The following is a 22,842-nucleotide window of genomic DNA, read 5'->3' as shown; positions in this document are numbered from 1 at the left end:
AGACGGTTTGCATGTCTGGTTAGACGTGTTTTAATTTGGAAGGAGCAATACCGAAATATTTAGAAAATCGGCGGCTAAAAGCACTAACATCCGTATAACCAACCAGTTCGGCTATGATAGCGATAGGTGAATCAGTATGTAGTAACAAAGCTTGTGCCTTTTGCATTCTGATCTTTGTGATGTACTCAGTGACGGTTTGGTTTGTTTGCGATTTGAAGTTCTTTTTAAACTGTGTGGCACTGAGACAAGAGATATTCGCCAACACTTCGACAGAAAGGTTTTTAGCAAAATTGTGGTGAATATATGCGACGACTTCTCTAATTCGAGCGTCATATTGCACAAATATATTTTGTTGTTCTAGAAGCTTATAAAAGGTATCAAACATCAACTTCTCGACTTCAGGGTTGATTTGATACCTTAACTGACTTTCTGAAAACTCCAAAAATGCCAACAATGGCGCACTGATAGAAAAGACAATTTGTGATGAATGAAGCACATTATCTGGCAATAGATCTGTATCCACAACGATAAACTTTGCATTCTCCTCAGCACTAAAGTAGTGCTTTTCATTTGCCTTGACGACAACACATTCGCTTGGGATAACTTTTCCAGTATAGCTCCCAACTTCGATATTGATTGCCCCTCGCAAAGGCAAAACAATCTGATGAAAGTCATGAGAATGCCCTCTAGTTTGACGAGTATATGACCTAATTGAGAGCGTGTTAGTCATACATCGTTTTCCAGATTGCTATTATTGTGTCGTGTCTTGGCTCATTAGTTGGTTAGCTATTTGGCTCTCTATGAGAAGTGACTATGAGAAGTAACTATTAGGGGTCACTAGGCTTACCATGTGGAGCTAGCCATTTAGCAAACCATCCTGATAGGTCATCCATTAAGGTATAGACGACAGGAATAACAACCAAGCTCAATAGCGTAGAGGTCACCAGACCACCCAGTACCGCTGCTGCCATCGGTCGCCTAAAGGTAGGATCTGCATCACCCCAACCAAATACTAGGGGCAACATACCTGCACCCATCGCGATGGTCGTCATGATAATAGGCCGTGCACGCTTGCGACATGCATCTACGATAGCCTCAAAACGCGCCAGCCCTCGACGCTGAGCAATCAACGCGTAATCGACCAACAGGATTGAGTTTTTGGTCGCAATACCCATGAGCATAATAAAGCCAATCATCGAAGGCATCGATAAGCTGCTATTGGTAATAACCAAGCCGACAAACGCCCCACCAATCGACAGAGGTAACGCCATCAGAATGGTAAAAGGCTGCAACAAACGACCAAAAAGTAAAATCAGCACGCCTAAAATACAAACCACACCGACGGACATCGCAATGATAAAGCCACTAAAGAGGTCTGCCATGTTTTCGGCTTGACCTTGATCAATGATGGTAATCGAAGGCGGCAATTGTTGCATGGTCGGCACTGCTTTGACCGCTTGTACCAAATCGCCAAGTTCACCACTCGCAGGTTGTACCGTAATACTAATAGCACGCTCTCGATCCAGTCTACTAATCTGCGCAGGTCCAGTGCCAAAGTCTAGCGTAGCAACCTCACCGACGCGCACGCCTTGACCGGCAGGCATAGTGCTCGGCACGTACAAGCCCTCTAGTTGGCTAACATTTTGCTTAGCCACATCCGGCAGACGTACAACGATTGGTACTTGACGCGTATCAAGATTGAGCTTGGACAATTGCTGCTCGTAGTCGCCTACGGTCGCCACACGTAGAGTCGTAGCGATATCTTGCGTGGTCACCCCTTTGTCAGCCATTGCCAATCTATCTGGCGTTACCGTTAGCTCTTGGCGTGGTAGACTGCGATCACTGGTCACAGCGCCTGCACTTGGTAGCCCCCGAATCTCAGACATGATTTTTTGTGCAGTTTGTTCAAGCAGTTGCGGATTGGTACTGGTTAATGAAAAGTTATAGCCACTTTCACCACCACTCGATAGCCCGACTGTAAACCGTGCTCCTGGCACTTCTGTCATCAGTTTGCTAATTTTGCGCTCTATCTCTTGCTTGGTGCCTCGTTCTGCACGAGGAGCAAGCACAATATCCAAACCGGCAATGTTTTCAGCCTTACCGCCGCCACCATCTGACGCACCCATCGACGCCTGCGCCTCTCCCACTGAGGTAAAGATATTGGTCACCTCAGGCATGGCCAAAATGCGAGCACTCGCTAGCGCTGCCACGCGCTCAGTATCTGCCAACGACACGTCAGGTGTCAGCTCAATAGCCACTCGGGTTTGATCGATATCATTATCAGGGATAAATGACGTGGGTAACAGCTTAACCAGAGCTAGCGATGCCACAAATAAAACAAGTGTTGCACCCATGGTTATCCAGCGATGATGTAGAGTCCAAGACACAATCTTAAGATAGTATTTCATCGTCGCGCTTTGTTTTTCGACGTGCTTTTTCTCAGGTCGTAAGATATAAGCTGCCATCATAGGGGTAATCAGGCGCGCCACCATCAGCGAGGCAAAAATTGATAAGGCAGCTGTCCAACCAAACTGACGGAAAAACTGTCCAACGATACCGCCCATAAAAGCCGTTGGTAAAAACACCGCAATCAAAGTAAACGTAGTAGCGACAACGGCGAGGCCGATTTCATCAGCGGCTTCCATCGCCGCTTCATAAGGTGTTTTACCCATGCGTAGATGGCGTATGATGTTTTCGACTTCAACGATTGCATCATCGACCAACACCCCAATGACCAACGACAATGCCAGTAATGAGATGATATTAAGACTAAAGCCAAACAGATACATACCCAAAAAGGTTGGAATGACTGATAACGGCAAAGCGACTGCAGCGACGATAGTCGCTCGAATATTGCGCAAAAACAGGAAGACTACCACTACAGCCAACAGACCACCCTCGATGAGCATTCTTAATGAGGCTTCATAATCTTCTGCAATGGGTGTCGCTCGGTCATAGACTTTTTCAATACTGATATTACCGACATCAGCGGTCAGCTTGGCGAGCTCCTCATCGACCAGCTCCATTACATCGACTTCACTGGCCCCACGCGAGCGAGTGATGTTAAATGCTACCACTGTTTTACCATCTAGCTTAGCAATCGAGCTTGGATCTGCTGCGCCGTCAGTGATTTTTGCCATACGACCTAAAGCTTGTGTGCCTCCTGTAGGGACAGCCACTTGCAAATCGTTTAGCTCATTTGCTCGCTCAACGGCACCGAGAACACGGATGGTCTGAGTCGTATTGCCAACTTCCGCCTCCCCGCCAGAGCTGTCTTGCTGGATACCAGCGATTTGCTGCGATAATTGCGAAATAGAAAATTTCAAACCACTTAACGCAATTGGGTCGGCAGCAACCGTGATTTCACGTTGCAACCCGCCAACACGGCTCACGGTACTAACGCCTGGTATGTCTGATAGCCGCTTGGTAACGGTATCATCGACAAACCACGATAAATCCTCCACGCTCATATTTTCAGCAGCGACAGAGTACGTAACTACTGGAAATCCAGCAGTAGATACTTTGGTAATAATAGGATCATTAGCCGCAGCTGGTAGATCACCCCGTACTTCGCCGACTGCTGACCGCACATCGTCTACCGCTTCTTGAATGTCTTTTTCTAAGGTAAATTCAGTGGCAATGGTCGCCGCACCCGTCTGTAGCGTGGTGCGAATATGACTCACGCCCTCGATACTGGTCAGTTTATTTTCAATCTTTTTGGCGATATCGTTTTCGAGCTGTGAAGGCGCAGCACCCGGTAGCGTGACCGTGACCACCACCGCTGGCAAATCTATGTCCGGAAACTGCTGGACTTTCATTTTCATGAAACCGTAAATGCCGCCCAGCGTCAGCAGCACAAACAGCAAGATAGCAACGAGCGGGTTCTTTATCGAATAAGCGGAGACGTTTAAGCTCATGGCTGTGCCTGCACTGGCTTACTGGTTTGAGACACACCATCAACAACACGTACTAGGTCACCGTCATTTAAGAAGCTGCCGCCCTGTTTTACGATACGACTGTCACTTGGTAAAGGCTCTAGCACTGCTACGCTCTCGCCCAATCGCTCACCCAATGTCACTCGCTGCTGCTTGATACGTCCCATCGACCGATCGTCTCGAGTAGTCGGTTCGGTAACGAGCATCACATAATCATAACCATCATTACTGACCACGGCGCTATTAGGAATCGTTTGCGTACTAGTACTTCCTAATAGGAATTCGCCTGTTTGATACATGCCTGCACGTATCTTTGAGTTGGCAGCTAGGCTGGCATAAATCGTAATTTGGCGGTTGTTGTCTGCGGTTGGTGCGATGCGGTTTACTTGCCCCATCACTGTATCACCACCCGGCAGACTGACTTGTACAGGCGTACCGACGTTTATATCCCCGATAAGCTTAGGATCTATATCTGCTCGCCATTCCAAAATGCCGCCTTTGATAATCGTAAATAATGGATCCCCGCCTGCCACCTGCCCAACTTCTACCATTTTTTCACTGATAATACCGCTGACAGGAGCGACGACTTTTGCGTTCTCTAATGTTAAACGCTGATTGCTCAAACGAGCTTTGGACGCTTGCAAAGAAGCTCTGGCACGTACTTCCGAGGTACGGTAGCGGTCGGCTTCTTGTTTGCTGATGGCATCGATATCGATCAATGGCAACACACGTGCAGCATCAGCGCTGGCATTGGCAAGGGTAGCTTCCGCTTCTGCGACATCTGCTTGCGCCTGTAGCACTTGCTGCTCCATAGCATCGGTATCGAACACGGCTAAGATTTGACCCGCTCTGACGCGGTCGCCTTCTTCGACAAAAATACGCTCGATAGCCACACCATTGACTTTTGCACTGACATTCGCAGTATCCTTAGCATTGATGTTTCCATCGGCACTGAGCGTGCTACCGATATCATCTTGGCTTGGACTGACTGTTTCTACTGAGAGTACTGATTGCTCAATACTGGCATCGCTACCAGTTGCCTGATCGTTTGCGACAGAATTAGAATTTGCTGACTCATCTGCAGCTGCATTACTATCATTGCCCCAATACTTGCCAAGCAGCACCCCTATCACTAGTACGGCTGCTAATACGGGCCATAACCATGATGGTGGTTTTGCAGATGGCCTTTGAGATACAGTGTCAGGTTGACGATATGGCGGCAACTCAGCTTCAGCTGCCGGCTTAGAATGGGTTTCTTCAAAATCGCTCATGATAACTCTCTGTAGGTACAGTCAATATTGAAATACTCGATATGGAATGACTAAAAATGTCAATCATTCACAGCAATAATAAAAAGTGGCACGCAATCGAAGCAATGTTTGGACAGCCTGATATATAGCTATGAGCGTTACTTACAGAGAGTATTACGATGTTCTCTAAAGCACTGTTTATTATTATAATAGTTCATCAAATTATCGAGAATAGCATATATTTAGTCTTCATCTTATTTTTATATATAGCGTCTAGCGTTCATAAACTTAATTGAAACTTAGATCGAATATCTGTGCAATGTTCAAGGCATATCGACCAATTTAAAGAAATAAAAGCGCATGTAGTTAGTCGCTGAATATCTGATGTATTCAACGGCTGACTATGGATGGAGTGTTGTCTATAAAGAATGTCAACGTTGCGGCCATACTGTTTGATTATATCCAGAGCTAGGTTCGATGACATACTGAACCTACTTGCCGATACCGATACTAAGCACTGATTACTAAACACTAGGCATTGGTATATCGACTTGCCTCGGGCATCCAGCGATGAATCAATTGACTGACATCTGCTTTTCGCGCAGGGTCTGCTATCAAATGCTTCGCTAACCGCTGAGCAATGGCAAATAATTGCTCATCACGGATCAGATCAGCCAGATAGTAGCCAACGTTACCCGTTTGACGTTTGCCTAACAGCTCTCCTGGCCCACGTAGCTCTAAGTCTTTTTGAGCAATGACGAAGCCATCGGTACTATCGCGTAGGACGTTTAGTCGCTCAGTACCTGTCTCCGATAGTGGCTTTTGATATAACAGTACACAGAAGCTTTTGGTCGAGCCACGTCCGACTCGCCCGCGCAGCTGATGCAATTGTGATAGCCCTAAACGCTCCGCATTTTCGATAACCATCAATGACGCATTGGGCACATCGACCCCTACCTCGATGACAGTCGTCGCAATCAGCAAGTCCAAATTACCTGCTTTGAACTCCTGCATAATGGCTTGCTTATCAGCAGACTTCATTTTGCCATGCACCAGTCCAATACGAATATCTAGACGTTCATTTAAGTCCTCATAAGTGGCTTCGGCTGCCTGCGCATCCAAGACACTAGACGCTTCTACCAGTGAGCATACCCAATACGCTTGCCTGCCCGCTTCGCAATTGATCGCAATACGTTCTATAACCTCGTCGCGTCGATTGCGATCGATAGTTACCGTCGTAATTGGCGTGCGCCCCGGTGGCAACTCATCAATAATTGAGGTATCCATATCGCCATAAACGCTCATCGCTAAGGTTCTTGGAATCGGTGTTGCGGTCATGATTAGCTGGTGTGGGGTACTGTTAGCCACGCCTTTATTGGTCAATGCCATACGCTGCTCAACACCAAAACGATGTTGCTCATCAATGATTACTAAACCTAACTTAGCGAACTGAACTTGCTCCTGAAACAATGCATGAGTACCGACCACCACTTGCACGGTATTTTCTGCGACCGCTTCCAAAGCTTCGCGGCGCTGTTTGGCCGTTTGCTTACCTGCGAGCCAACCGACACCAATACCTAATGGCTCAAACCATTGCTTGAAATTCAGTAGATGCTGCTCTGCTAAAATCTCAGTCGGTGCCATTACCGCGACCTGCCAGCCACTATCGAGCGCATAACCTGCCGCCCCTGCTGCCACCAACGTCTTACCAGCACCCACATCTCCCTGTACCAGTCGTAGCATCGGAATTGAGGTCGCCATATCCGCAGTAATGTCTTTCATCACTCTTTTTTGCGCACCCGTTAAATCAAAAGGCAATGCAGAAAACAGCTTATCAGCAAGAGGACTATTGGTAGTGCATTTGGGTGCTTTATGCTGATGTAGCTGCTGGCGACGATATAGCAGACTGAGTTGATGCGCAGTCAATTCTTCAATAATCAAGCGCTGGCAAGCAGCATGCGTACGAGCACTGAGTTGGGTGAATAGTTTGTATTGCTGAGACGCGCTGGTATAAATAGGCGGTGTATGCAGCAGTACCAATGCTTCAAATATCGTTAAATTATAGACATTGTGCTGAGCAATACTGGCAGCGACGTTATGTATGTCATTATCTGCCTGATAGGTAGAAGGATTGGGTTTGTATACGCTATTGCCAATCGCATTGCTAGTCACATTGTCAGGCACACTGCGTGCTAACGTCGAGAAAATATCTTCGGTATATTCGGCCTCTGACACCGCTGATTTGGATGGCTCAAAAGGCACTAATGGCAAATCGGATACAACTGCAAAATCTTCAGCCGTAAACAATGTCATCGGCAAACCTTGGCTCCGAACCGTTTGCAATGCCAGCTTAATTAAAGTGCGCAGCTTGTTTTGATGTAAGCCTTTGACAGTAGGATAAATAGGCTGCAATCCCGTATCAGTCATGACTGTATTATCAGTGATAATTTGATATTCAGGATGATGTATCTGCTTACCGTAACGGCTGACTTTGACTTCACCAAATAGCTGTAAGCGTGTCCCCAAATTCATGGTCTGTACCAGACCACGATAGACCTTAAAAAACCGCAACGATATCGTACCCGTATCATCATCCACCGTCACAGTCATCCCACTGCGCTTGGTATCGACATGGACGATATGACCAGTAATTAGCGCTGATTGTCCATTCTCTACATCGGCGATTGACACCAGTCGACTACGATCCTCATAATCACGGGGCAAATGTAATAGCAAATCGAATATCCGCTTGATATTCAATTGCGCCAATTGCTCTGCGACTTTTACCCCTACACCTGCTAGCGCAGACACTGGCATATCTAGTGCTGACAGCGGCATGTCAGATCTAAAGTGATCTGATAAGCTGGCTAAGGCATGACTCTCCGATATTGGCATTAAAGATCCTAACAATATTATTTTTAATTTTCGTATGCTAAATCGAGCATTTTTAGTAGGTTGCACATGATGACTTGTAGCATAGAATAGCGATAACGATAGTACGTATAAAAAATTCGACTCATTTCATTATAGCTGACAATACAATTGCTTATGCTCGGCTATTTAGTAAAATAGCATCTATACAGTCCATCTACTATAGATAAACCGCTTCTTCTCATCATATCAATAACTGATGTCTTATTTTTTGAGTTCTGGCAATTTCGTAAGGTGTTTTTCTATGCTTATTTCTATTTTGCCTCGTCAGTTTCGTCACAATCTGATTCGTCATAATCTAAAAATACTGAGGTTGAGTTTAATACCCATTCTCGGTTTGTATATTAGTGCCTGTAGCACGTTGACATCTACTACTCCCAAAACTCCAGAGCCTGTTATTAAAGCCCCTACTGTCGCACTGGTGTTGGGTGGTGGCGGTGCAAAAGGGTTTGCCCATGTGGGCGTCATCAAAGCTCTAGAGGAAAACGGTATCAAACCAACATTGGTGGTCGGTACGAGTGTGGGTAGCTTGATTGGTAGCTTATACGCCAGTGGTTACACGCCGGCACAGCTTGAGCAATTATCACTGACCACTACAGATAGCCAGCTCACAGATTTCACATTGTCCAATCAAGGTTTCATCGAAGGTATTAAGTTAAAAAACTTTATTAATAGCAAAATAAATGCGCGAGCCATAGAGGATTTCCCTATTGCTTTTGCGGCAATCGCAGCAGAAAAACACACACTAAAGAAAACAGTCTTTACCACTGGCGACGCTGGGCTTGCCGTACAAGCATCCTGTAGCGTACCCAATATTTTTATTGCCCCACGCATTCCTGAAAAGGTTGGTAAAAAATATGTCGATGGCGGTGTGGTCAGTTTAGTACCAGTAGATAGCGCCTATGACTTAGGTGCTGATATTGTCATTGCTGTAGATGTGACGGGAGCTCAAGGCAGTGATAGTACTAATAATCAAATACCGACTATGAACTCATTGAGTGACTTTTGGGGCTTTCTCGAGACCAATATTATGGCTACTAACCTGACTGCTAATCGCTCCGCGTCAAAACAGACCGAGCGGGATCGAGCAGATATTGTTATTACTCCCAATGTCGGTCGTAACAGTTCAATAGATACTAGTCAGCGACGCAGTCTGATACAAGCAGGTGCTCAAGCTACAACGCCGCAAATCAATGTAATTAAACAACTTATCCAAGAGAAATCTAATAGCAAATATGCCACGCTGTAGCTCAGTATTTTTACTTACTTATCAGCAAAATTATCAAACGTCCTGACATACAGTAAAAAAGCACCACAGCTATAAACTGTGGTGCTTTTTTATTGATAGCTTTCAATACTAAATGGATAGTTTTTAGTGCTAACTACATCAATACTAGCTAAATTCTAATCCAAACATTCAGGACTATTTAACGCGCGCGCGATATTTTACAGCGACGGTATCATTTAGACCTACGCCTTCTAGGTCCCAACGTACCGCTTTATAGTACTTAAGCGCGACGTCTTGCAGTTGATTATCTACCTTGGTACGTAATGGCATACGAGCAAAGTTATTGCCATCTACACTGCCATACGGGAATTCAGGAGCAACCGTTTTTAATAGTTCTACCTGCTCTGGGATACTCATCGTAACGGTCATTTTACGTACGCGATCTGCATTGGTATTGGTAAAGTATCCTTGATATTCCAATACATTGCCTGACTGCAAACGAGTATTGGTATCTACAGGGACAAGCACTTCTTGACCATTGGCATCAACGCTGACCAACGACGCTGTAATTCTGCTGTTAACGGCTTGAGCACTTGAGTTGCTGTTCTTGTTGGCATTTGTCTGAATAGCCATTGAGCTATCAACCGCTTGCTCTGGTGTTGGTAACATCGCTGAGGCTTGTGTGACTACCATTGCACCGATGAGCGTACCGGCAACAATGTGAAATAAGCGGTGGCCGCTCCAAGCACTGAACGGGCTAGCAAACTGGTTACTTTTTTTCATGATTTTCATTATCCCTGGTTGATATATCGGTAAAACACAGATGGTGCAACTTAAGTTATTTTTATAATTTGTTCAACAGATAAAAAGCATTACGATGTACATAAGATATCGCTGTGAAATAGTTCATGCAATCCATTAAAAACCTGAACTCACTTATCTAACCTGATTATCTTCGCTCAGCATCTGTAAAGCAATAGCACTTAGCATAACAAAAAGCATTTGTACGTACATTAACCCAGTGTTGAGGTTGTGTATATCAGCGATTGGCAATCAGAATGCTTGAATACAACTGAAATAAAAGATAGCTCATAACCGCGTTTTTTGCTATGGTAAATCTTTAGCGTTAGGCATTTTTTTGCTACGCCCCTTTTCTTATTCTAACGACTACTGCTCCCATTATGACTACTAGCTCCATGCCCCAGATCAACCCTGAATACGTTCATTGGTTCCGTAACTCTGCACCCTACATTAATACCCATCGCGGCAAAACTTTCGTGATCATGTTTGGTGGTGAAGCGGTCAATCATGCGAACTTCAGCACACTTATTCATGATTTTGCCTTGTTGCATAGCTTGGGTATCAAGCTGGTACTGGTACACGGGGCACGACCGCAAATCGAGAAGAACTTAAAAGACGCTAATATTGAATCGCCGCTACATCAAGACATCCGTATTACGCCACGTGCAGCGATGCCATCTATCTTACAAGCCGTTGGTGCTATTCGTTTACAGATTGAAGCTCAGCTATCCATGGGACTGGCCAACTCTCCGATGTATGGTTCGCGTATCGATGCGATATCGGGTAATTTCGTGACAGCTCGCCCATACGGTATCCGTGAAGGTATTGATTACCAAATGACGGGTGAAGTGCGTTCTATCGATGTAGAAGCCATCAAAAACAACCTACTTCATGACCATATCGTTGTACTAGGATCGATGGGCTACTCTGCGACTGGCGAAGTATTTAACTTATTGGCCGAAGATGTTGCACTTAGCGCTGCTGTAGCACTGGGTGCTGATAAGCTTATCTTCTTAGGTGAAGAAGCGGGTATCAACGACGACGATCGTTTATTACGTGAAATGATTCCTAATGAAGTTGATCGCTTCTTACGTGACCGTGATTTAAATTGCGAAATCAATTATTTCTTGAACTGTGCAAGCTTGGCCTGTCGTCAAGGCGTCCATCGCACGCATATTATCTCGTACGCTAAAAACGGCGCATTACTAGAAGAGCTATTCACACGTGATGGTTCTGGTACGCTGATTAGCCATGATCCTTATGAAGAGATTCGCCGTGCCAATATCGATGATGTGGTTGGTCTTATTGAGCTGCTGTCACCTCTAGAAGAGCAAGGTATCTTAGTCAGTCGTTCACGCGAGCGCTTGGAGCAAGAGATTGATAACTATAGTGTGATTGAGCGTGATGGTATGATTTTGGGCTGTGCAGCATTGCATACGCTAGACTCAGAGTCAGCGGAAGTTGCCTGTGTTGCCGTACGTCCTGAATATCGTAGTGGTAGCCGCGGTGCAGATTTACTAGCGTTTCTAGAGCAGCAAGCGCGTAGCCATGGTTTGTACAAGCTGTTTGTTTTGACCACTCGTACTGCGCACTGGTTCGTTGAGCAAGGCTTTGCTGAAGTTGAAGCCAGCGCTTTGCCTGAAGCACGTTTAGAGAAATACCATAATGGCCGTAACTCTAAAGTCTTTCAAAAGAATCTATAGTTTATCGCCAACTTGATATTTGCTTTATAAGCTCGATATCAGTCTGAAATAAGACGTTTAATCACAAAAAAAGCCTTCATAATTATATGAAGGCTTTTTTAGGTTAAGTACCTAAACAATATTTGCTTTAGATACTTATTTTACTTTTAATAGCTCAACAGTAAAAATAAGCGTGCTGTTAGGCTCAATACCAGCGTTACCCGCTTCGCCATAAGCGATGTCTGATGGGATATAGAACTCGTATTTTCCGCCTTCTTTCATCAACTGTAGACCTTCAGTCCAGCCAGCGATTACTTGGTTTAGTGGGAACTCGATTGGCTCACCGCGCTCATAAGAGCTGTCAAATACCGTGCCATCAAGCAATTTACCTTCGTAGTTTACTTCAACCACGTCAGTTGCTTTTGGTGATTTACCAGTACCTGCTTTGATAACTTTATACTGTAAACCAGACTCTGTTTGCTTCACGCCTTCTTTTTTAGCGTTTTCTGCTAAGAACGCAGTACCAGCGGCTTTATTTTCTGTCGCTTTGGTTTCCATGTCTTTAACAAACTGCTCTTCTTGCTCTTTTTGATAGTCCATCAATACTTGTTGCATCTGCTCTTGGGTCAATGCTGATTCATTGCCTTCGTAGCCATCACGGAAGCCTTTTTCAAAAGTATTTAGGTCTAGATCTTTGACAGCGTCTTTATTGCCTTCTGCCATCATGAAACCTAAGCTATAACCTACTTTTTCACTAGCTGAGCTTTGTTCAGTAATGGAAACGCTTTGAGCGGCTGTTTCTTGATTGCCATTGTTGGTGCTACAGCCTGTTACTAACAACATAGCGCTAGCAAGTGCACTAACGCCTAAAGTAGTGATTTTTTTCATAAAGTACTCTCTAATTGTAAGAATAGTGGCGAGATGTCACATTCCTCTATAATAACAAATCTTAGTTTTGGGAACCACGCTTTGCACGAAATTATCGGGTCAATGTATAGTCTATGTTAATATCTTCTATCATAATAACAAGTTATCACACAAATATAGTAACAGGTAAAGCTTTCTGTCTTTAAATCCATCAATACATCAGCTAAGCTGATTTAGTTAAGGAGATAAGTAACCGAGCGTTAATTTTTATCAAAAATAAGCAGATAACGATAGCGAAGTCACTGTAATATAAATAAGAGATACTGCTGATAATAATTTATGCTCAAAAACGATAATATCTCTATATAACTGATTCTAAAAATACTATTTATGACAACCATCTGTATGTCTTGCTCACTAATCGCTGTATGAACATTGTTTTTGGCGAGTTATATAAGATGCTTCAAGGAGGATAAGATGAACCCAATGTACACATCTTTTAACGGCTATCTCGGTGGACCTATCGGTTCCATCATTGGTGCTATTTTGATATTCGTTATTGGTTGGCTAGTAGCCCTTGGTATCGCAGCACTGGTACGCGGCGTACTCTCTAAAGTTAATCTCAATCAACGTATGAACTCTTCAACTGGTAAGACCTACGACCTTGAAGGTATCATTTCCAAAATTGTTTTCTGGTTTATTTTCATCATTGCTATCTCAGGCGCACTTAGCCAATTAAACTTAAACTCTATCTCAGCACCATTCGCAAATATGGTTAATCAAGTATTGGCATTTATCCCTAATCTTATCGGCGCTATCGCACTTGGTGTGATCGGTTGGGTCGTGGCTACTGTTGCACGCACAGCGATCAACGCTGCACTCGCGAAAACCTCTATGGATGAGCGTTTAAGTGCACAAGCTGGTGTAAAACCTATGAGCAGTACGATTGCTGATATGGTTTACTGGTTCATCTTATTGGTTGTGTTGACCATGGTACTTGGTCAATTAGAGCTTGATGGTTTGTTCGCTCCACTAACTAATATGGTCGACAAAATCTTTAGCTTTATCCCTAACATCTTGATTGCTGGTGTGGTCTTCGTTGTTGGTTATATCATTGCCAAAGTCATACGCGGTATTGTGACCAACCTTGTTTCTACTTTTAATGTACAAGAATTGGCGTCAAAAGCAGGTTTAAGTGAGCAAAACAGCTTACCTAATATTGCGGGTTCATTAGCATTTCTTGTGGTTATTATTCCAACCATTATTGCTGCTCTAAATGCACTAAAAATCGAAGTAATTGCTCGCCCTGCGACCAATATGCTTAACAAAATCATGGAAGCACTCCCAAACATCTTTATGGCAGTGGCTATCCTAGTAGTAACTTACTATGTTGTACGCATGGTTGCCAACATCATCAAAGGTCTGATTGAGAACACTCAAATCAATCAATTACCTGCGAAAGTTGGTCTACAAGAAACCATGGGCGATAAGAAAATCTCTGACTTAGTTGGTTATGCGATTATCTTCTTTGCTATGCTATTTGCTGCTATTGCAGCTGCTGACTTGTTAGGTTTCGAGCCTATCTCAGCTATTATCACGATGTTTATCGCATTCGGTGCGAACATCATCTTAGGCGCAATTATCCTATTTATCGGATTCTGGCTTGCCAATATCATTGCAGGTGTGGTTGAACGTTCTGAGCAAGGTTCACAATTCCTAGCAAACATCGTACGTGTATTAATCATGGGCCTAGTATTAGCAATGGGTCTAAAAGCGATGGGTATTGCGGATTCAATCGTTAACCTAGCATTTGGTCTAACACTAGGTGCAGTAGCCGTTGCCTTTGCCCTATCATTTGGTCTTGGTGGTCAAGAAGCTGCAGCTCGCTTCTTACGTAAAATGCAGGATAAGATGGATCATGAACGCACTGAAGCGAAAGCAAAATCTGCGCTACAGCCAAGTTCATCAACTCAAGAAAAAGTTGCTGATTCAGTTCGTGAAAACACACCATCTGCTGACTTACGTACCGATGTAGTTGATACACCACGTGTTGATACTAATGACATCTACAACAGTGATGACGTACTTCCTGGTAGCGGTCTCAATGACGACCTCAATAAATAAGTATTTCTGATTGTTTGGTTTAGATACGAAAAAGACAGCCTAGGCTGTCTTTTTTTATGTCAGTAAATATATTAATAAATCTGTAGCTCTTCTTATTAATAAACGGGTAGAAAGCTAACTACGTCTATCTACTGCTTATCTTTACGCGCTGGAATCGTTAAGCTCATCTGTACTTGAGGTAGCTTCTCTTTTTGCGCCTTTGTAGGTTTACCATCTTCCACGCTACTAGCAGTTGGCGTATTTTTTTTATCTAACTCTTGTTGTTTTAGTTTCTGCATTTGCTTAGTAAGTTGGCGCTCCCTTTGAGTCATCGCATCAACTGGCTGAATCCACAAATCAATATCGAAAAAATTCTCATTATTCTCAGTGATAAAGTCGATACCAAGCACGACTACATGATGTAGTTCAATAATTGGCAAACGTGTGGCAACGTCCTGTGCGATCTTTGCTAGCTTTGGTTGGACAGTGGCTTTGCTATTAAGCCCTTTTGACTCCTGACCATAAAAAACCAGCACATAATGACGGCCCAAACTCTCATAAGAATGTTGATGTACGACATAGCCATCTTTTTGCAGCGTTGCGCTCTGTTTAGGATGTCTATATAGCGTACGGATAAGCTCGTGGCGTGAAAACAAAGATTCATCTAGCAATTGTCGTTGCCAATGAGCGAGCGGTGTTTCTGTCTGTTCGTCGTTATTAGCTACGTGCTTTTTACCATACGTATCTATCATCTGCATACTTAGCTGAGACCATATCGTGGCCGCTTGTATCATATGCTGATGGTACATTTGAGCAGTTGAACTTTGGTTCTTGTAGGCAAGCGTAATGGCGACCAGTGCTGAGTTAGGTTTGTCTTGTACTTCATTTTTGATGAGCGCATTGTCGACTACAATAGCAGAGGCAAATAAATCTGGGCTTTGCAAGAAGCGCTCAACCAAAGCATCTTCCGATTCAAAACTTGGAATATGGTTTACAGCCGACTGTTGAAGCTGCTTCAAATGATAAGCTAAGAAACGCCATAATTCACATGGGGTGCGTACTGCTGCTGCTATCGAGTACCAGTCGTCCCAGCTAAATACTTGCAGCTGCTGCATGCTTTCGCTCATGTCGACAACCAAATCTTCTAAAAAGTAACGAACCCCAAAATTGTGTTTAAGTCGCTGTAGAGCACTGTTTGAATTATTTGCACTGTCATTGTTATCATCTTGATTAAGACTGCTACTTCCTCCGACAAGCTGAATGTCAAAAATCATAGCTTCATAACCAGCTAAGGCATTGTCTTCATTTTGAGACGATAATGACTTGTACCATGTAAGTGCTGACTTGACCGCAGTCATACGTACAGCCTCAATGTCGGCTGATTCTGTATCATAGGGTAGATACAGTGTCAGCTCCAACAGCTGTAGCTTGCCAAGTGGTAACTGATATTGGTAGTGACGAGCGATATACTGAGCATTGTATTCATGCTCAATCGTATGCATGCCTGCTAAAGTCACAGCCATAGCATCTGCTTGTAAATAACTGGCTAGCTCAGTTGTCAGATAGCCCCAGTCGGGCATAGTAGTAATCGAATGGGACACAAGTTCCAACCTTCTATTATCGTATGGTGAATATCGCACATGCCAGCTCATAATAATAACAACATGATTATCGCGTATTACAAATATCTGAATGATGCAAAATTATGCTACATAAGCACTATCAGAGACAGTCGCTTTCAAAGCGATCACTTGTTATGATGATATCAAAGCAGTATTGCTTGCGTGCAAGTTTATGGATGACAAACTGTACTTAGTTGTATTTATCGGAACCGTAGTCATTGAAATTCTAATCATCGAAACTTTAATAACTATTATATAATAATAAGGATTAAACATTATGAAGCGTTTTAAAGAAAAGACCGTCGTTGTAACGGGTGCAGGTTCTGGTATTGGCCGTGCAACTGCCATTCGCTTTGCCGAGGAAGGCGCTAGCGTGGTTCTAGTAGGACGTACGGCAGCAACACTAGAAGAAACTGCCAAAGAATTACCACAAGATCGTACTTGGATTCATACCGACAATTATCTCATTATTACATGCGACATCAGTGTCCAAAGCCAAGTACAAGAGATGGTTGAGCGCGCTATCGACAAATTCGGCAAGATTGATATCTTGATAAACAATGCAGGTAAAGCCACTCAAGGTAAAATCACAGAACTATCTGCTGATGATTGGCGCTCTGCTATCGATGTGAATCTAAATGGGACTTTTTACGTCTCGCAAGCTGCTATGCCTCACCTGATTACATCAAAGGGTAATATCGTCAATATTTCATCGCTCTCGGGTGTGGGTGGTGACTGGAATATGGCTGCCTATAATGCTGCTAAAGCGGGTGTAACCAATCTAACCCGTACGTTGGCGTTAGATCATGGTTCAGATGGTGTTCGTGTGAACGCAGTAAACCCAAGCGTCACCAAGACCGATATGACCACGGCTATTCAAGATAATGAGTCTAAGACAGATAAATTCTTAGCTCGCTGCCCGCTTGGACGTTTGGCAGCTCCAGAGGATATCGCCGCCGCCATTACCTTCCTAGCGAGCGATGACGCCTCTATGATTACTGGTGTCAATCTACCTGTCGATGGCGGTGTTAGTACCTCTAACGGACAGCCACAGTTCTAAATTGTTAAGCTGATAGGTATCTAAATATTATTCAAAAAAAGCCCCTGATACCATCATATCAGGGGCTTTTCCAATAACAATCATTAGAACTTAGTTGTAGACAGCTTTGAGTTTTCGTACCTGTCATACAACCAATGATTTTAACTTAACTAATTGAACTAATATTTATACTATCTAGCTTATTCAGCTGCATTATTGATGTCTTGTAGTGGCTGCGACAAACGCTCAAGGTGTCTTGGTAGCACCCCTTTATATTGAGAATATATTTTTGGTAAATCTGCTTCGATATCACCCGTAGGATAAACCAGCGACATAAACCGTATTTCTTTAGTATTGTAGTCCATCGCTACTGGCAAAATCGGTACACCAGCACCCACCGCTAAATAATAAAAACCTGTCTTCCACGACTCAGTATATTGCCGTGTACCCTCTGGCGATAACCCCAAAAATAATGGTTCACCAGTTTTGAACTTATCTATACTGGCTTGCAGCACAGAGCCTTTATTACCACGATCGATAGGAATAACCCCTATCCAATTTAATAATTGCGCAAACACAGGCACTTTAAATAGTGTGTGCTTGCCCATAATGCTGATTTTGATATCTAATGCAAACAGACTTGGAATCGCATAAATACCATCCACATTAGAAGTATGTGGCAGAGCAAGCACTACAGCTTGTGAGATATTTGGAATCTCGCCTACCGTACGCCAACCTGACGCCTTTAACAGCGCGGATGCAATAGCAGGCGCAAACTTATTGCCACGCTTAGGAACCCTATCTCCCAAATGCTTTTTGCTAAGTTTTGGGAGTACTTTGGAGCGCGCAGGTTTAGAAACAACAGACTTAGAACGGTTAAAAATCTTCGGTATCATGACAGCACAATATAATGAAAGGTACTGACATAATACCATTAAGCCTTTGTGGCTAGGCTGAATTTTGCGTGCTTTTATTATGTGATAGATCGTTTAGCCATAAATATAAGTAATGACCTATTTCGATATTCTGCACCCATATTTCTTTAGATTCATTGCTAAGTGTTAAGAAATATCGGCCAAATCACCTTTGCTCTCAAGCCACGACTTGCGATCAGAGGCACGTTTCTTAGCCAGTAGCATATCCATCACGCTATTGGTCAGTACCATGTCATCCATATCTAACTGTACTAAGCGGCGTGTATCACGGCTCATCGTTGTCTCACGTAATTGCTCAGCACTCATTTCACCAAGCCCTTTAAAACGTGTAATCTGAGCTTTTTTATTGCCCGGTACGTTAGCCAAGATATGTGCAAGCTCTGGCTCATCCAATGCATAATGAACTTCTTTACCCACATCCACTCGGTATAATGGCGGCATGGCCACAAACAAATGACCCGCATCCACTAGTGCAGGGAAATGCTTCACAAACAAAGCGCAGATCAATGTCGCAATGTGCAGTCCATCAGAGTCAGCATCCGCTAAGATACATATCTTGTCGTAACGCAGCTCGGATAAATCATCAGAGGCAGGATCAACACCGATAGCAATGGCAATATCATGAATCTCTTGGCTTGATAGCACCGTATCTGATGATACTTCCCATGTATTTAGGATTTTGCCACGCAGAGGTAATATTGCCTGATAATGACGATCTCTTGCTTGCTTAGCACTACCACCCGCAGAGTCACCCTCTACTAAGAATAACTCAGCGCCATCACGTAAATCACCACGGCAGTCTGCCAATTTACCAGGCAATGCGGGTCCCTGAGTAATTTTCTTACGAGCAACTTTTTTGGCAGATTTCAGACGACGACCTGCTTTATTGATCGCCAATTCAGCGATTTGCGTACCCATGTCCGCATGCTGGTTTAACCATAGGCTAAAGGCATCTTTTGCCAATGTCTGTACAGCACCTGCAGCTTCACGGCTAGATAAACGTTCTTTGGTCTGTCCAGAAAACTGTGGCTCAGAGAACTTCAGAGACAGGATATAGTTCACTCCGTCCCAGACATCTTCTGCGGTCAACTTCACACTGCGCGGCAGCAAATTATGAATATCACAAAACTCACGAAGTGCTTCTAAAATGCCCGTGCGTAGTCCATTGACGTGCGTACCGCCCTGAGCTGTCGGAATCAAGTTCACATAGCTTTCTTGAATCGGCGTACCACCATCAGGCAACCAAGACAAGGCAAAGGTAATAGCCGCTCGTTCACCTGCTTTCGCATCATAATTATAATAAAACGGTGCTTCAGGCAATGTTTCCAAACCATCTAATTGTTCGCTTAGATACTCGACTACCCCATCCGTAAACTGCCAAACGACCTTTTCGTCATTGATATCATCAGTGAACTCAATCGTCAGTCCAGCGGCCAAAACAGCCTTTGCTTTTAAATTATGCTTGAGCTGTTTTACATTAAATTTGGGCGTATCAAAGAAACTACCATCCGCCCAAAAGTGCACTCTAGTGCCACGTTTACGCTTATTTGAGCTGACTGCTTCAGTCAATGGCGTAACTGGTGCACCATTTTCAAATGCCATATCAAACTGCGTACTGTCACGCCATACCGTAACCTCAACGCGAGTTGATAGCGCATTGACGACAGAGATACCCACGCCATGTAGACCACCTGACACTTCATAATTAGAGGTCGAAAACTTTCCACCTGCATGCAAGCGAGTTAATATCAGCTCAATACCAGATTGACCAAACTCAGGATGGATATCAGTTGGCATACCGCGCCCGTCATCTTCGACAGACAACGATCCATCACTATGCAATTGCACCTTGATGGTTTTAGCATAACCAGCCAACGCTTCATCTACTGAGTTATCAATAACCTCTTGCGCCAAATGGTTCGGGCGCGTGGTGTCGGTATACATACCCGGACGACGACGGACTGGCTCAAGACCTTCTAAAACTTCTAACGATTGCGCATTATATTGACTCACAAATGCATCCTTAACTGTTCGCTTGCGTTTAATTCTATTAAACCATTATAACGAAAAATAGCGACGTTAACGTTAATACTCCATCGCTTACGTCATATAATGTCGTCTATTTAAGGTTGTACTAAACTCTGTAAGATATTCATCACCATGGGCAACTGCTCATCAAAGTCACTGAAGCAATGATCGCCACCCACTTGCACCGTTACCGATGCGCCCTGACTTTGATAAAAATCTCTAGACAATTCAGAATTTAGCAATTCATCACCTTCTTTTAATAGTACAGCAACTTTATCGGGATAATTTACTGATAATAGCTGATGATCTGCAAACCACTGTAAATCTGCAGTCGTAATACTCCAGCCACCCGCTGTCGTATGCAGGACTTTGCTAGTAGATGACTCATTTAAGTTATCTTGACTTGATACTGATTGATTAGAGAAACGCTGTAAAGTGATATGGGGCTGGATACTAGGGTTAAGCAATAAAACTGGGCAACCTATCTGATTGCCTATCAAAGTAGAAAAATACCCACCTAGCGAGCTGCCGATTAATACCGTATTTGATAACTCAGTCTGTTTATCTGCTGATTTTCCATCTTCACTATTATTTAGCACTTCGATCAAAGACAATAATTGCTCACAAACTTGAGCAGGGGTTTTATTTAAATCAGGACGCAGTACATTAATATCAGGATGATGAAGCTGGCAATATTTTTCTAACAACACGCCTTTGGTCGAGTTGGCATCACTGTCCAATCCATGGATATAAATCAAGTTCACGTATCATCTCACTTATTAATTTTGTTATGATTATCTTATAGAGGCTATCAAAGCTAAGCATAGCACCCACTAGACGGAAATAATAACAATAAAATGGCACACTATTAGTCAGTATTTGCGACATAATAATGTTGTACAGTGATTTTATGCAGGTCAAAGGAATGACGGTAGTCATTATGGAGGAGTCATGAATCAACAGTTTGAACTGTTCGAGATTGCCAATCCATGTATTGGTCTTTGTCAAAGCAATAAGAAGGGTTATTGCTTTGGTTGCCTGCGTAGTCGAACTGAGCGCCAGCGATGGCATGACATGACGACAGAGCAGCAGCGCGAGGTGCTAAGGCTTATCGCAGGACGTAAACTGCGTATAGAACAAATAAGACAGCGTAAAGATGAACAGTTAGGATTTGATTTTGAAGAGATACCTGAGATAGGTGAGTTATTTTAAGAAGTTCTACACTTCTCACTCAATAAGAATTTCCAAATTAAACATTTTGTTATGGCTTTATATTCCATCTTCCTTTTATTCTAAAATTTGGTTCTTCTTTTAAATATGGAGTATTTATACCTAAAGTAGCTGCAATAAGTTTCGTATTAAAAGACCTAAATTCAAGACTGTAATTTTCATCTGGATATGAGTATCCAATTGGATACCCACCATACTTTGCCTCATGAACTAAAGCATTACGCAGTTTGCTAAGCTTACTTTTTTTATTCGAATCTAACTCTGCCCATGACGGTAGTGTTAAACCGTATTTTTCAGCAAGCTTTACTGGTCGCTCTGGATGTGGAATATAATTACGTTTGTTACGTTTGTCTTCTTGTGCTATGCCTGAAAGACTCCATACACCATCCATTACTTTATACTGCGCATCGAACTTATCCCATGCAAACTGATAGCTTTGAGATATCAAATACCAATGGATACAAGCAAACATCTGATTTCGGTCTTCTTCACCTGAGTTAATATAAAATCGATTTATACATTCCATTCCATTTACGTAGTCACTATCTGCTAATAATAGGCCATTTAAAGTAGTAGGCTTGAAAGCTATACGTCCTAAGTGTGAATAACCTTCTGGTGTAAGATACAGTCCTTGTAAAAACCCGTAACCTAAAATAAGAAATCTTAAATGCTCCTCGGAGTAACTTTTAGTTGATGTTATTCGATGCGTAGAACTCATATGAAAAAATGATTTATGGACTATTGGCGCATCAGATGCAAAGTCTTCTTTTTCACTAGCTGATTTCACAAGTTCTATTTCTGGTCCATAGAACCATCCGTTGCTGACACGTGCCGTACTGTAAAAATCTTTTAGAACATAAGAAAATTCCAAAACAGGGGCTAGCTTAAATCCATCACATTCGAACGATTTAGGATCAATGAGGAAGCCAAACTTCATAGTAAATTCTCTATAATTTTTTATTGTATATTAATAGAAAGATTATTATAACCGAATACCTAGTACAAGCTCCAAAATCATACATATAAGATAGAGTCCCAGTCAAAAAGTATCAGAGATTTCTCAAATTCCACACAAAGAAAAACCCCCGACAAGCTAATGTCGGGGGATATTTCAGAATAGAGAGCTGACGATGACCTACTCTCACATGGGCGAACCACACTACCATTGGCGCTACGATGTTTCACTTCTGA

At 43.2% G+C, this 22,842-nt stretch carries 16 protein-coding genes; 5 read left to right on the top strand and 11 right to left on the bottom strand.

Annotated elements, in window-relative coordinates:
- Nucleotides 1–19 precede the first annotated feature (19 nt).
- The 4 genes from I3254_RS00980 to recG form a co-directional block, all read right to left on the bottom strand.
- Entirely contained in the window at nucleotides 20–730 is a 711-nt protein-coding gene (locus I3254_RS00980; protein WP_238050524.1) for an AraC family transcriptional regulator, read from the bottom strand.
- 97 nt (nucleotides 731–827) lie between these two features.
- Nucleotides 828–3,917: an efflux RND transporter permease subunit gene (locus I3254_RS00975; RefSeq protein WP_238050522.1), complete on the bottom strand. Its 3,090-nt coding sequence runs from the start codon at nucleotides 3,915–3,917 to the stop codon at nucleotides 828–830.
- Nucleotides 3,914–5,206, bottom strand: a complete 1,293-nt coding sequence (locus I3254_RS00970) for an efflux RND transporter periplasmic adaptor subunit (protein WP_238050520.1) — start codon at nucleotides 5,204–5,206, stop codon at nucleotides 3,914–3,916. The genes I3254_RS00975 and I3254_RS00970 overlap by 4 nt, the downstream gene beginning before the upstream one ends.
- Before the next feature lie 510 nt (nucleotides 5,207–5,716).
- On the bottom strand, nucleotides 5,717–8,080 hold the full coding sequence (recG, locus tag I3254_RS00965) for an ATP-dependent DNA helicase RecG (protein ID WP_238050518.1): 2,364 nt from the start codon (nucleotides 8,078–8,080) through the stop codon (nucleotides 5,717–5,719).
- 280 nt (nucleotides 8,081–8,360) lie between these two features.
- Between recG and I3254_RS00960 the strand changes: the two genes are divergently transcribed.
- Nucleotides 8,361–9,365 carry a patatin-like phospholipase family protein gene (locus tag I3254_RS00960; protein ID WP_238050516.1) on the top strand — a complete coding sequence of 335 codons (1,005 nt, stop codon included), beginning with the start codon at nucleotides 8,361–8,363 and terminating at the stop codon, nucleotides 9,363–9,365.
- 174 nt (nucleotides 9,366–9,539) lie between these two features.
- Here the strand turns inward: I3254_RS00960 and I3254_RS00955 are convergent, their stop codons facing one another.
- Entirely contained in the window at nucleotides 9,540–10,127 is a 588-nt protein-coding gene (locus I3254_RS00955; protein ID WP_238050514.1) for a hypothetical protein, read from the bottom strand.
- Nucleotides 10,128–10,525: 398 nt separating this feature from the next.
- Here I3254_RS00955 and argA point away from each other — a divergent pair, with 398 nt between their 5' ends.
- Nucleotides 10,526–11,848: an amino-acid N-acetyltransferase gene (gene argA / locus I3254_RS00950; RefSeq protein ID WP_057762129.1), complete on the top strand. Its 1,323-nt coding sequence runs from the start codon at nucleotides 10,526–10,528 to the stop codon at nucleotides 11,846–11,848.
- Between the two features lie 135 nt (nucleotides 11,849–11,983).
- Here the strand turns inward: argA and I3254_RS00945 are convergent, their stop codons facing one another.
- The gene (locus I3254_RS00945; RefSeq protein ID WP_057762133.1) at nucleotides 11,984–12,715 is read right to left on the bottom strand and encodes an FKBP-type peptidyl-prolyl cis-trans isomerase; all 732 of its coding nucleotides are present in this window, start codon (nucleotides 12,713–12,715) and stop codon (nucleotides 11,984–11,986) included.
- A 456-nt stretch (nucleotides 12,716–13,171) separates the two neighbouring features.
- Between I3254_RS00945 and I3254_RS00940 the strand changes: the two genes are divergently transcribed.
- Nucleotides 13,172–14,818: a mechanosensitive ion channel gene (locus tag I3254_RS00940; protein ID WP_238050513.1), complete on the top strand. Its 1,647-nt coding sequence runs from the start codon at nucleotides 13,172–13,174 to the stop codon at nucleotides 14,816–14,818.
- 128 nt (nucleotides 14,819–14,946) lie between these two features.
- On the opposite strand, the gene I3254_RS00935 is transcribed toward I3254_RS00940, so the two are convergent.
- Nucleotides 14,947–16,398 (bottom strand): DUF3570 domain-containing protein, encoded by a 1,452-nt coding sequence (locus I3254_RS00935; RefSeq protein ID WP_238050512.1) that lies wholly within the window; start codon nucleotides 16,396–16,398, stop codon nucleotides 14,947–14,949.
- Nucleotides 16,399–16,696: 298 nt separating this feature from the next.
- Between I3254_RS00935 and I3254_RS00930 the strand changes: the two genes are divergently transcribed.
- Nucleotides 16,697–17,479 carry an SDR family oxidoreductase gene (locus I3254_RS00930; RefSeq protein WP_238050511.1) on the top strand — a complete coding sequence of 261 codons (783 nt, stop codon included), beginning with the start codon at nucleotides 16,697–16,699 and terminating at the stop codon, nucleotides 17,477–17,479.
- Nucleotides 17,480–17,658: 179 nt separating this feature from the next.
- Here the strand turns inward: I3254_RS00930 and I3254_RS00925 are convergent, their stop codons facing one another.
- The 3 genes from I3254_RS00925 to I3254_RS00915 form a co-directional block, all read right to left on the bottom strand.
- Complete coding sequence (locus tag I3254_RS00925; protein WP_238050510.1) at nucleotides 17,659–18,354, bottom strand: lysophospholipid acyltransferase family protein; 696 nt, start codon at nucleotides 18,352–18,354, stop codon at nucleotides 17,659–17,661.
- Nucleotides 18,355–18,519: 165 nt separating this feature from the next.
- Nucleotides 18,520–20,406, bottom strand: a complete 1,887-nt coding sequence (parE, locus tag I3254_RS00920) for a DNA topoisomerase IV subunit B (RefSeq protein WP_102093485.1) — start codon at nucleotides 20,404–20,406, stop codon at nucleotides 18,520–18,522.
- A gap of 110 nt (nucleotides 20,407–20,516) precedes the next feature.
- Nucleotides 20,517–21,185, bottom strand: a complete 669-nt coding sequence (locus I3254_RS00915) for a YqiA/YcfP family alpha/beta fold hydrolase (protein ID WP_238050509.1) — start codon at nucleotides 21,183–21,185, stop codon at nucleotides 20,517–20,519.
- 187 nt (nucleotides 21,186–21,372) lie between these two features.
- Between I3254_RS00915 and I3254_RS00910 the strand changes: the two genes are divergently transcribed.
- The gene (locus I3254_RS00910) at nucleotides 21,373–21,633 is read left to right on the top strand and encodes a DUF1289 domain-containing protein (RefSeq protein ID WP_238050508.1); all 261 of its coding nucleotides are present in this window, start codon (nucleotides 21,373–21,375) and stop codon (nucleotides 21,631–21,633) included.
- A gap of 49 nt (nucleotides 21,634–21,682) precedes the next feature.
- Here the strand turns inward: I3254_RS00910 and I3254_RS00905 are convergent, their stop codons facing one another.
- Complete coding sequence (locus I3254_RS00905) at nucleotides 21,683–22,588, bottom strand: hypothetical protein (protein WP_238050506.1); 906 nt, start codon at nucleotides 22,586–22,588, stop codon at nucleotides 21,683–21,685.
- Nucleotides 22,589–22,842: the final 254 nt, after the last annotated feature.

Origin of the sequence: Psychrobacter sp. Ps2, assembly GCF_022129405.1 — a bacterium.
In the GTDB taxonomy this organism is placed as follows: Bacteria; Pseudomonadota; Gammaproteobacteria; order Pseudomonadales; family Moraxellaceae; genus Psychrobacter.
This window is presented reverse-complemented; position numbering and strand designations above follow the sequence as displayed.